The sequence below is a fragment of the Candidatus Methylacidiphilales bacterium genome, from assembly GCA_028713655.1.
Lineage (GTDB): Bacteria > Verrucomicrobiota > Verrucomicrobiia > Methylacidiphilales > JAAUTS01 > JAQTNW01.
The window spans coordinates 1-12,440 of the sequence record JAQTNW010000028.1 but is presented as its reverse complement, the minus strand read 5'-3'; the positions used below and the strand labels follow the sequence as shown (position 1 = coordinate 12,440).

Annotated in this window: 11 protein-coding genes; all 11 read left to right on the top strand. The window is 55.4% G+C overall.

Annotation, left to right across the window (positions count from 1 at the left end):
- Positions 1-14: 14 nt before the first annotated feature.
- Entirely contained in the window at positions 15-2,150 is a 2,136-nt protein-coding gene (locus PHD76_10070; GenBank protein ID MDD5262179.1) for a hypothetical protein, read from the top strand.
- A gap of 67 nt (positions 2,151-2,217) precedes the next feature.
- Positions 2,218-2,538, top strand: a complete 321-nt coding sequence (locus PHD76_10065; GenBank protein MDD5262178.1) for a cytochrome c — start codon at positions 2,218-2,220, stop codon at positions 2,536-2,538.
- A gap of 66 nt (positions 2,539-2,604) precedes the next feature.
- On the top strand, positions 2,605-4,086 hold the full coding sequence (locus PHD76_10060) for a NapC/NirT family cytochrome c (protein MDD5262177.1): 1,482 nt from the start codon (positions 2,605-2,607) through the stop codon (positions 4,084-4,086).
- A gap of 58 nt (positions 4,087-4,144) precedes the next feature.
- Positions 4,145-5,188 (top strand): transposase, encoded by a 1,044-nt coding sequence (locus PHD76_10055; protein MDD5262176.1) that lies wholly within the window; start codon positions 4,145-4,147, stop codon positions 5,186-5,188.
- An 11-nt stretch (positions 5,189-5,199) separates the two neighbouring features.
- A complete protein-coding gene (locus PHD76_10050; protein ID MDD5262175.1) occupies positions 5,200-5,877 on the top strand; it encodes a response regulator transcription factor in 678 nt (225 codons plus the stop codon).
- 3 nt (positions 5,878-5,880) lie between these two features.
- On the top strand, positions 5,881-7,287 hold the full coding sequence (locus PHD76_10045; protein ID MDD5262174.1) for a HAMP domain-containing sensor histidine kinase: 1,407 nt from the start codon (positions 5,881-5,883) through the stop codon (positions 7,285-7,287).
- Between the two features lie 515 nt (positions 7,288-7,802).
- The gene (locus PHD76_10040) at positions 7,803-8,675 is read left to right on the top strand and encodes a C1 family peptidase (GenBank protein MDD5262173.1); all 873 of its coding nucleotides are present in this window, start codon (positions 7,803-7,805) and stop codon (positions 8,673-8,675) included.
- A gap of 394 nt (positions 8,676-9,069) precedes the next feature.
- Positions 9,070-10,458: a dihydrolipoyl dehydrogenase gene (gene lpdA / locus PHD76_10035; GenBank protein MDD5262172.1), complete on the top strand. Its 1,389-nt coding sequence runs from the start codon at positions 9,070-9,072 to the stop codon at positions 10,456-10,458.
- A gap of 12 nt (positions 10,459-10,470) precedes the next feature.
- Positions 10,471-11,364 carry a lipoyl synthase gene (gene lipA / locus PHD76_10030; protein ID MDD5262171.1) on the top strand — a complete coding sequence of 298 codons (894 nt, stop codon included), beginning with the start codon at positions 10,471-10,473 and terminating at the stop codon, positions 11,362-11,364.
- Positions 11,365-11,433: 69 nt separating this feature from the next.
- Complete coding sequence (locus tag PHD76_10025; GenBank protein MDD5262170.1) at positions 11,434-11,724, top strand: hypothetical protein; 291 nt, start codon at positions 11,434-11,436, stop codon at positions 11,722-11,724.
- 44 nt (positions 11,725-11,768) lie between these two features.
- A partial coding sequence (locus PHD76_10020) for a hypothetical protein (protein MDD5262169.1) occupies positions 11,769-12,440 on the top strand: 672 nt, incomplete at its 3' end.

Below are 12,440 nucleotides of genomic sequence, written 5' to 3'. Positions count from 1 at the left end.
GAAAGCCACACATTATGAAAAACATCATTCGGTTTACATGCGGTTCGAGCATCCAGTCTCTTTTGCTTTGCGCCGGTTTGATATGGACTGGTCACTCATTGCAGGCCGCCGATGAGGCTGCCGCCAAGACGGACAGCACGGCTGCGGCCCCCGTGGAGGCAGCTCCGGCCGAGGCCCCCACGTACAACAATTGGATCGATGTGGGGTTTGGCGGGCAGGCTGTCCACGGAGATGGAGCCCAATATAACCATAACGTCAATAGCGCCGGCGATGTGTTTGGCGGACTCAACGACCTGCACATTGAACAAACAGTGGGACCCAAGGGGCTGTTCAGTGTGGATGGCCGGGCCATTGTGGATAACAACGACTATAAGCTGAAACTGCAGTATTCGGATCCGGATTGGGGTTATATCCAGGCCGGTTTCACCCAGTTCCGCACATGGTATGACGGACATGGCGGCTTTTTCCCGATCAACGGCAGATTTTTCAACCTTTATGACAATCAACTGGCGCTCGATCGCGGCAGTGCCTGGGTGGAACTTGGGCTGAGGATTGAAAACCTGCCGGAAATCACCCTGCGCTATGAGCACGAGTACCGTGACGGCCAGAAAGACTCGACACTGTGGGGCCCGACGACCATGACCGGGCTGGCGACTTCCCGCCTGATTGTGCCCGCGTTCCGCGACATTGATGAGCAGCGCGATATTTTTACCGGGGATGCCAGGAAAACCTATGGCAATACCGAGGTGGGATTGGGCATGCGCTACGAGCACACGAACAACAAAGACGGCCTGTTTGAGCGCCGCAATCCCGGCGAAGCCAACAACACGTTTCTGACCCAGAACGACGATTTGAAGGCGGACATTTTTACCGGACATGGATCAGCGGTGACGCGCTTCAGCGATAAATTCTGGGCCAGCACCGGCTATTCCTATACGACATTGGACACGGCGATCGGAGGCAGTCGTATTTACGGGCAGGGCTACAATGCCATTTTTAATCCGTTAGGCACTGCCGCCATCGGGCAGGGGAACGGTTTCGTCGGGCTTACTGGCGGCGCGACCGGGGAACAGCATGTGGCCAACCTGAATCTCATGTGGATGCCTCTGGACTCGCTGACCATCACGCCCGAACTGCGCATCGAGGACAGCAAGACGGACAATTCGGTGGATTATGTCCGGACCACGGCTTCACCGCAGCCGGCCAACAATCGCGTACACCTCCTCAGTGGCGAGGAATTGTTGAACGTGACGGAAAGCCTGGAAGCGCGTTATAGCGGCATCAATGACTGGGTTTTTTACGCCCGAGGCGACTGGGAGGAGGAAAATTACAACCGGTCAGACAACAGCAATACCGCCTACAGCACGACCGGCTTTCTGAATTACGACGTCAATACACCCGCTCTCAGGCAGAAATACACGGTGGGGGCCAATTGGTATGCGTTGTCGAACCTGAATTTCGCGGCCCAGTACTATCATAAGATCGAGGAATCCAAAAACATCTTCAACCGCATGGACACGACGGCCGACAACCAGCGGATGATGAAATTAAAATTCAACACGGATGATCTGAATGTCCGGGCAACCTGGCGCCCTCTGGGCAATCTTTCATTGGTGAGCCGTTATGACTTCCAGTATTCCAGCATTTATTCCCAGTGGCATGGGGGTTCCGGAGTCGGCACAAATTTCCAGTATGGTTTGGCCTCCCTGCAGACCAACCACATTTTCAGTGAGACCATCACCTGGAATCCGTTCAGCCGGATGTATATTCAGGGCGGCGGGTCTTATGTGTTGAACAAGATCCACACACCCGCCACCGACAATGTGTCGCCTAACATCATCCAGGATGCGAGGGACAATTATTGGACGCTGAACTTTGCGAGCGGGCTGGCTTTGGATGACAAAACCGACATCAAAGCCGAATACACCTACTACCGCGCCGAGGATTACCAGAATAATGCCGCAGTTGGCATGCCGTATGGAACTGACTCCGAGGAACACACGCTCTCCGCCAGCATCAGCCGGCAATTGAGCGACATGGTGCGTTGCACACTGAAATACGCCTATGACTGCTACAGTGACGATACGTACGGCGGCCAGAATGATTACAACGGGCATATGGTTTATGCCAGCACCGAGGTCAGATTTTAGCATCCCCGGTTTATCCAATTGGGTTTGCATAACCTCAAAAAATCGAGCATCATCTCCCATCCAAACTATGAAATCAAAAATCCAAATCCTGTTGATTACCGCATGCATGATCCTGAGCGCCGCCGCAGTCCATGCAGCCGACGGCAAAGCCCTGTATGACGCCAACTGCGCCTCCTGCCACGGCAAGGACGGCAGCGGCAACACGCCCATGGGCAAAAAGTTCGGGCTCAAAAACTACCAGGATGCCGGAGTGCAGGCCGCCTTGGACGACGCCACAGCCACCAAGGTGATCCAGGATGGCAAGGATAAGATGAAGGCGTTCAAAGACAAATTGAGCGCTGACGACATCAAGGCTGTGATCGCCCATATCCGCACCTTCAAGAAATAAGACGTTTTGTTTATGCAGCCCGACTGAAGATCGGGCTGCATTCCTTATTCCGACACTGGAACCGAAATGAGTGAAACATCCCAGCGGCGGTTCTCATTGCCGGGCCTGTTTAAAAACTGGCTGAGCCTTGCGGGCGCCATCCTGGCTGTCGCCAGTTGCTTTGCGTTCATTCTGCTCTTTGTCGTTGATCTTCTCGCGCATCACGGCAACCCCTACATGGGCATTCTGGCCTATGTGGTTGCCCCAGGATTTCTTTTCCTCGGCCTGGGTCTGGTTGCGGCCGGGTATTGGTTTCAACTGCGTCAGCTACGCCTGGCCGGGGCCGCCGCGCCGTCGCTGGCTCTTACCATCGACCTCAACCGCCCGCGCGACCGGAAAATCCTGGGCGCATTTGCGGCCGCTGCCGTGTTGTTTCTTTTCATGACAGCGCTGGGCAGCTACCAGACCTATCATTATACCGAGTCGGTGCAATTTTGCGGCCAGGCCTGCCATGTTCCCATGGAACCGGAATTCATCACCGCCCAGCATTCACCGCACGCGAGGGTGGATTGCGTGGCCTGCCATGTGGGGCCCGGGGCCGTGGCTTATTTCAGGACCAAGGTCAATGGTACGCGCCAGTTGTATCATACCGTTCTAAATGACTTCGACCGTCCGATACGGCTGACGGCGGCCAAGCAACGGCCTGCCCAGGAAACCTGTGAGACCTGCCACTGGCCCAACAAGGTCACCGGCGATCTGGAAAAAGTGAACCGCCATTTCCTGACGGATGAAAAGAACACCCCTTTCACTGTCAAACTGCTGTTGCGGGTTGGCCGTGGCAATCCGCTGCAAGGACAGCCGGGCGGCATTCATTGGCACATGAACACCGGCAGCAAGGTTGAATACATCGCCAAGGACGAATTGCGCAGCATCATTCCATGGATCCGGATGACCGACTCCAACGGTGTGGTGACCGAATACCGCACACCGGATTTCAAGGACGATCCCTCCAAGTACACCATCCATCAGATGGACTGCATGGATTGCCACAACCGGCCCTCGCACAAATTCCGCACCCCGAACGATGCGGTGGACCATGCGCTGGCGGAGGGGTATGTGGATGCCGCGATTCCCTGGGTCAAATCCAAAATGGTGGCCGCCCTGGTCCAGCCGTATGCGACCAAGGAGGAGGCTTTGAAAAAGATCGACGCCGCTTTGCGTTCGGCCTATCCCAATCGCAGTGACGTGGGGGCCATTATTGGCCAGACCCAGGAGATTTATCGGTTGAATTTTTTCCCCGAGATGAAAGCGGACTGGCGGGTGCATCCTGACAACATTGGGCACAAGGAATGGAACGGTTGCTTCCGCTGCCACGACGGCGAGCACAAGGCCACAGACGGTAAATCGACGGTCAAAGCCAGCGATTGCACCGCCTGCCATATTATCATGGGCCAGGGCAGCGGGCCCGAATTGGACAAGCTGGATTCGCAGGGCGTAAAGTTCGCGCATCCGGGTGGCGAGCTGGATGCGGGTTCCAAGTGCAGCGACTGCCACGACGGCACGCTTTGAGTAAAAGGGGTCTGTCAACTATTCTTGACAGGAGCTGAGCGGATGGCAGGATAGGCCGATGGCACGGCAACTGCGGATTGAATATGGCGGGGCTTTCTACCACGTCATGGCCCGGGGAGACCGCCGTGAGGATATCGTGGAAGACAAACAGGACCGGGAACTCTTCCTGCGCACTTTGGGTGAAGCCTGTGACAAGACCGGCTGGCGCGTACATGCGTGGGTCTTGATGTCCAACCATTACCACATGGTTCTGCAAACACCGGAACCCAACCTGGTGGCGGGCATGAAATGGTTCCAAAACACGTACACCCGTCGGCTGAATTGCCGTCATCACCTATGGGGCCATGTGTTTGGAGGACGCTACAAAGCCATTGTGGTTGAAGCAGGCAGAAAACGCGCTGCCGGCACAAGCGCCATTGCGTATCTGGCTCTTCTCATCGACTATGTTCATCTCAACCCCCTGAGGGCTGGATTGGTGAATCCACAAACGGGCAAGGGCCTGTTGGGATATTATTGGAGCAGTCTTACCCAAGGCTATGGCTGTGTGCCGGGAGTCAGACCCGACTGGCTTGAAACGGAACTGGGTTTTAGTTTGGCCAACACCAAGGATTCCGCTTCCGGAAGACACGATTACGTGAAACGCCTGGAAGCTATCGGCTTGTCCGAGCAGGGACAAACATTGGATGGGCAGACCCTAAATAGCACCTTGCAGAGGGGTTGGTATTGGGGCGGGCAGCAATTTCGTGAAAAGCTGCTCAAACTCCTGGATCCGAAGAAACAGCGGTCCAATCGCAATTACCGCAGCAGTCCACAAACGCGGGAACAAAGCAGCGCCTTGGCCGAAGGACTTATCGAGAGCGGGTTGAAGGCGTTTGGCCTGAAAGAAAACGACCTCAAATCCACGTCTGGAAGCAGGCCTGAGAAAGCGGTGATTGCGGCCGCATTGAAAGAAAAAACCACCGTGTCGCAGAAGTGGATAGCCGAACGGCTATGGATGAAAAGCGCGGGGAACGTCTGCCAGCAGGTGAGAAGGCTGACGCTGGGGCAAATCCCCACAGACAAAATGCACCAGCAATGGCAAAAGCTTGTCAAGAATAGTTGACAGACCCCTTTATGAAAATACTGGTTGTTGAAGACGACAAAAAAATCAGTTCCTTTATTGCACGGGGCTTGAAAGAAAACGGGTTCACCGTGGACCTGGCCAAGGATGGAATTGAAGGGCTGCATCTTGCCCTGACCGGACAACATGACGCCGCCGTTCTGGACCTCATGCTTCCCGGCATGGATGGCATTACCCTTCTGGAACGGCTCCGGGCCGCCCGTTCCCGCACTCCCGTGTTGATCTTGAGCGCACGGCATACGGTCGATGACCGGGTGCGCGGCCTACAGGCCGGCGGGGACGATTATATGACCAAGCCCTTTTCCTTTACCGAACTGATGGCACGGATTCACGCCCTGCTCCGGCGTTCGAACGGGTTGTCCGAATCGCAGGTGCTGTCGGTCGGGGACCTGAATCTGGATTTGTTGAAACGGGAAGCCGCGCGCGGCGGCAAGCCCATTCCGTTGCAGGCCAAGGAATTTGCCCTGCTTGAATATCTGATGCGCAACGTGGGCCGGATTGTGACCAAAACCTCCATCCTGGAACACGTCTATGATTATAATTTCGATCCGCAAACCAACGTCGTGGACGTGTTGGTATGCCGGTTGCGAAACAAGATCGACCGCGATTCGGGCTTAAAATTGATCCACACCGTGCGGGGCATGGGCTACACTCTGAAACAAGGATACTGAGGCATGCCGTCTAAATCCGTTTTACAGCCCTGGTTGGGATTGGGCCTGAGCCTGCGCCTGACCTTGTGGTATTCGGTGTTTTTCATCGCCACCATCCTGGGCATATATGCCATGACGTATTTTTTGTTGTCAGGGTTTGTCCGCGACCACGAGGTCACGATTCTGGAAACACGCACCCAGGAATACCGGGCCTGGCTCCCGGAGGGCGGACTGCCGGCCCTTAAAGCCCGCTTCGATGAGCAGCGCAATCGGACCCCGGAGGCATTCTTCATCCGCGTCGTCACCCCGGCCGGCCAGACCATATTCTGGAACATGGCGGACGGCTCGCCCGCGCCCGGCACGGATGTCATCCAGCGTCTCGATACCACGCATGAAGTGATGGATTTTTCCGCAACGGCGGGGGATAAAACCAGCCGCTGGACCGTTGTGACCCGGCAGATCGGGCAGGGGATCATCCTTCAGGTTGGAAAAAACTCGACTGAGTCGCTGCTCATCCTGGCCAAGCTGCAGTCCATCTTTTTAATAACGATCACACCGCTGGTGCTGCTGGCGCTGGCGGGTGGAGCCCTCATTACCCATAACACCACACGCCCCCTGCGGGACCTCAGCGGCACGATTCACAAATTGCTGGAGCAAAACAATCTTGAGGCCCGGGTGCCGGTCCGCTCCAGCGATCCCGAGCTGGGCCATCTCAGCGCCCTGTTCAACCGGCTCCTGGAAACAAATGCCAAATTGATCCGCGCCATGCGCGAGGCTCTGGACAACACAGCGCATGACTTGCGCACCCCGCTGACCCGGCTGCGCAATTCTGCCGAGCAGGCGCTGGATCGGGGCCGGAGCATCGAGGATCTGCGCGAAGGCCTTTCGGATTGCCTCGAAGAATCCGATTACGTCCTCAAAATGCTGGAAGCCAACATGGACGTGATGGAAGCCGGTGCCGGCGCCCTCAAGCTCAACAAAACGACGGTGAATCTCGCCGATGCCTGCCGCCGGGTAATGGAACTCTACGAATTCACCTCCGAGGAAAAACAAATCCGGCTTCAGATCGAGGAAAGCGAACCCGTATCGGTTTTGGCCGACTCGGTTCGACTCGAACAGGTGATCGGCAATCTTGTGGACAATGCGTTGAAATACAGCCCTTCCGAATCCGTCATTACGATGCGGATTTCCCGGGAGGGGAGCCATGGCCTTTTACGCGTGACGGACCAGGGTGCGGGCATTTCCGGGCATGACTTGCCCAAGATCTGGGACCGGCTCTACCGGGGCGACAGCAGCCGCAGCAAGCGCGGGCTTGGGCTCGGGCTCAGCCTGGTGAAGGCTGTTGTCACGGCCCACAACGGGACGGTGGATGTGGAAAGTCACACCAACCAGGGCTCGATCTTCAGCGTGCGGCTGCCGTTGGCTGTTTGATGTTAGGCCTCCTGTAAGGATTTAACGCCAAGGCGCAAGGGTTGTAATGCGAACCGCGCTCGCGTCATCACCACATGGCGAATTTGGAGTGCGGCGGCATGACGCCGCTTTTAACTACGGGTGACATGTCTGCGCATCCAAAATATTGACTCAGAATAACGCGCGTATGCGCAGTCATTCACTCTCATCCGCTCTTTAAAACCATTATTGTTTGCCGTGACATCGTTGTGACTTGCTTCCCTTTTCATATGAAGAATTAGCACAATGGCGTTTAGTAGAATGCTAAAAGTAAGGGCTATAAAAGAGATGACGACAATTTCGCATGTGCCCCTTGCCATGCCATTTAACAATTTATTATAATCCTTAAGTGAATCGTTTGCCTTAAATTGTTGTACACAACTGGGTTGTTTGCAAAAATCTGTTAATAACCCGCCACAAGGCTTCTCATTTGGCTTGAGCCTCATCAACAAAGAATCAAGCTTTAGTTGATTACAAATGAAGGCTGCCAACAAATCATGAGTGCTAAAAAACACAGGACAACTGCCGCAAAGAAGAGTATTCAAAAAAGAAAAAAGGCCGCTGTTACAAAACCTTTCCCGCCGTTGCGCATGTCGGGAAATCCGATTGCCTGGTACGGCTGGCATGCGGATTTGCCGGATCACCGCGATCTTCTTTATTCGGCCATCAGGCCTGTACGGCCCGCGCTGCCGCCCGTTGTTGATTTGCGTGAAAAATGTTCAACGGTGGAAAACCAGGGGGAATTGGGCAGTTGCACCGCCAACGCATTGGTTGGAGCGCTGGAGTTTCTGGAACTCAAGCGCGGGGGATACTTCAGCGATCTCAGCCGCCTTTTCCTTTACTATAATGAGCGTGTGCTGACCCACACGACCCAACAAGACAGTGGCGGCTATCTGCGCGACGGCATCAAAACCCTGAACAAACAGGGGATTTGTACCGAGACGCACTGGCCGTATGACATCAAAAAATTCACCGTCAAACCACCCGCCAAATGCTATGTTGAAGCCGAACAGCGCCAGATTTTATCCTACCATTCCGTCCGCGAGTTGGATGATGCACGGGCTTGCCTGGCCGAGGGCTACCCGGTTGTCTTCGGCTTCAGCGTCTATACGGCTTTTGAATCCCGGGAAGTGGCCAAAACCGGAATTGTAAATTATCCGTCGCGCGCAGAAAGGCCGGTCGGCGGCCATGCGGTGTTCGCGGTTGGGTACAATGACTCCGAGCAAAGGTTTATCGTGCGCAATTCCTGGGGGGCGGATTGGGGGTTGCTCGGTTATTTTACCATGCCGTACGAATACGCGTTTGGCGGCGGCGGACGCCAGGCTCTGGCCTCGGATTTCTGGACCATTCGGGACATGGAATACTTGTAGCGCGGGCGTCTTGTGTAGGCCGAAGGCCCGATCTATACCAGCCCAGGGTGAAGCCCTGAGTATGGATGCATAATAAAATTTATCGAGCCTGAAGGAGCGATCCAGAGCTCGACATAAGTTTGAGCTCGCCTTCAGTGCTTGAAATTTTATACCATTTGTATTCCTGGCGCGTTGCCCCAGGCTGGTATGGGAAGCACCTTTGGTGCTTCTCTGAACAACTCCATTCATCTCAGCTCAAAACACTTTTTTAAAGGTTTGCGACTTCACGACGACGCGGCAATCCAGGCTCGGGTGACTTGGATTCCCTGCTTGTGCCTAAAATGGTTTGTGGCATCTTTAAGGGCTGTATGCGGGCTAATCGAGGATGAACTCCAGCAGATGAGGAATTTGATTTATGGAATATGACTTGATTGTAATAGGCGGTGGCCCAGCGGGTTACGTGGGGGCCATTCGCGCCGCCCAACTGGGCAAAAAAGTGGTTTGCGTGGAACAGGAACGCGCGGGCGGTACCTGTTTGAACTGGGGTTGCATTCCCACCAAAGCCCTGCTGAAAAGCGCCGAGCTGTACCACACCTTCAAACGGGCCGAGGATTTCGGGCTCAGCGCCAAGGAAGTCAGCTTCGACTTTGCGAAGGTCGTCCAGCGCAGTCGCGGCGTGGCCGATACCATGGCCAAAGGCATCGAATTTTTGTTCCGGAACAAGAAGGTGGATTCCGTGGCCGGCAAGGCCAAAATCCAGAAGGACAAAAAAGTGCTGGTGACGTCCGCCGATGGCAAGACCCAGACGCTTTCCGGAAAAAACATCCTGCTCTGCACGGGAGCGCTCGCGCGCCATATGCCCGGCGTGAAAGTGGATGGCAAAACGGTATTGACCAGCCGCGAGGCCCTGGCATTGGAAAAGCAGCCAAAATCCATTGTCATCATAGGCGCGGGCGCCATCGGGGTCGAATTCGCCTACTTTTTCAATTCATTCGGCACGAAGGTCACGCTGGTCGAAATGCTGCCGCAGATTCTGCCGATCGAAGACCATGAAGTGGCTGAGCTCGTGGCGCGCAGTTTCACAAAGAGCGGTATTGAAGTGCTGGCCGACACAAAAGTCGATAAGGTCGAAGTGGGCGCAAAAGGCGTCAAGGTCGCGCTTGCCGGAAAAAACTCCAAGGTGGTGGAAGCCGAGGCCTTGCTGGTCGCCATCGGCCTTCAGCCGAATCTCGAAGGCGTCCAGGGCGAGGGATTGAAGCTTGATCTGGACCCGAAAGGCTGGGTCAAGACGGATGAAAAATATCAGACGAACGTTCCCGGCATTTACGCCGCGGGCGACATCATCGGCCCGCCCTGGCTGGCGCATGTGGCGTCGCATGAGGCGATTGAGGCGGTGGAGGGGATTTTTGTGAAAGGCAAGAAGCCGCACAAGGTCGAGGTGTTCCCGGGCTGCACCTATTGCCAGCCGCAGGTCGCGTCCATCGGTCTGACCGAGGCAAAGGCCAGGGAAAAGGGATTGAAATTCAAGGTTGGAAAATTCCCGTATCGCGCGAGCGGACGCGCAGTGGCGGCGGGCGAGCCGGAAGGTTTTGTGAAGCTTATCATCGGCCAACCGCATGGCGAAGTACTCGGGGCGCACATTGTCGGCAGCGAAGCGACGGAATTGATCGGCGAGTTGGGAATCGCCATCACGTTGGAGGCGACTGTGGATGAGATCCTTGCGACCATCCATGCGCACCCCACGTTGACTGAAATGATTGCCGAGGCGAGTCTGGCTTCCAAGGGCGAGGCGATTCATATTTAACGAAGGATTTTAATGTCCGTCATTCAAACAGAACGCAAACCTCCCTGGCTGAAGGCCAGGATTCCGGGCGGCGAGGAATACACCAAGGTCAAGGAACTGGTGCATACCCACAAGCTGCACACGGTTTGCGAAAGCGCGCACTGCCCGAATCTGGGCGAATGTTGGAGCCGGGGCACGGCCACGGTCATGATTTTGGGCGGCGTCTGTACGCGTTCGTGCGGTTTCTGCGCCATTGACACTGGCAAACCGGTGGAACTCGACTGGGGAGAGCCCGCCCGGGTGGCGGATGCGGTGCGGATCATGAATTTGCGGCATGTGGTCATCACGTCGGTGGCGCGTGACGAACTGCCCGACGGCGGCTCTGAAATCTGGGCGCGCACCATCCGCGCGGTGCGGCATGTGAACCCGAATACCGGCATTGAAGTGTTGATTCCGGACTTCAAGGGGCATTGGGAGGATTTGTACCGGGTCTTGAACGCCAGGCCTGACATCTTGAACCACAACGTGGAGACCGTACCGCGCCTGCACAAACTTGTGCGGCCGCAGGCCAAATACGAGCGCTCATTGGAGATGTTGAGCCGCGCGAAGGAGAAGGGTTTTGTCACGAAGTGCAGCATCATGCTCGGCATTGGCGAACGGGAAGATGAGCTGGATCGGGTCTTGCGCGACCTGGCGGCCATCCGGGTGGACATTTTGACCTTGGGCCAGTATTTGCGGCCGTCTGCAAATCATCTGCCTGTGGACCGCTGGGTGCCGCCGGAGGAGTTTGCTTCCTGGAAGGAACGGGCGCTGGAGCTGGGATTTGGCGTGTGCGAGAGCGGGCCTCTGGTGCGAAGCTCCTATCATGCCGACAAGCAGTCGGACCGTTATGCGCGGCCTGGAGTTGCGGTATCGGTTGGGGCCTGATCTTCAAAATCACAGGATTGTCCGCGATTTGCCATACGTCTGTAACCTTTTTCGTGAGACTTGCATGCAATGAAAAAGCGCGTTCTTTTCTTTCTTTTCGCGGTTACCTTGATCCCAGCATGGGTTCGGGCTGATGTTGGTGAAGTGTCGGGCATAACCTTTTCCGGCACGATTACTGCAATTGAAACGGACCGGGATTCGATCACGGTCGAAAGCAGCGCACATCAGGTTAAAATGTTTGCGGTAAGCCCTGAAAGCAAGGGTAACTTGAAGGTCGGAGAAAAAGTCACCGTCCAATATATTGATGGCTCCACATGGCCCTTGAAGAGCCTCTCGGTTTCAGGCGTGCTCGAAAAATAGTTTTTGCTTCAAAAAACTCCAAGTTCGCGTATAGTTAGAACTTTATGCGCGTACCGTTCCGGCTGTTCTATGTTGTTCTGTTGGGCTTGCTGCCTCTGCACAGGGTGTGCGCGGCGGAGCAAATCATCGTCAGCGGTGGTTCGGCTTTGCGCTATTTTGAGCACTCCAAAAAAGCCAGCCATGACAAATACTGGGGGAATTTTATCGATGCCGCTGTGGCCCGTTATCCCCAGATCAAATCCGAAATCAAGCCCGGCGACCAGTTCACCTGGCTGGTTTACCGCCCAAGCTATCTGCAGCGGGGCAAGGAGGAGCAAACCGATCTCCTCGCCGCCATCCAGTCCAAGGCTGACAGCATTCACGCCCGTTTGCTTTGGTTTGACAGCAAAGAGAGCCTGATTCGTTATCTCAACGAAGGCCAGAACCGCCGGGAGGTCAAAATATCCCGCTTCGAATATTTTGGACACTCCAACATGCGCTGCTTTATGTTCGATTACAGCAATCTTTTGGATGGCGCGGGGCCCGACTACGGCCTGCTTCACGAGAATGATTTGAAAAAAATCCACCGCGATATTTTTTCCCCGGATGCCTATTCCCGCAGTTGGGGCTGCCACAGCGGCGAGGAATATTCCGCAGTCTGGCTGCGCAGTTTTGGAATCCCGATGGTTGGAGCCATTGGAAAGACAGATTATTCGAACGGGGGGCTGCCTATTCTC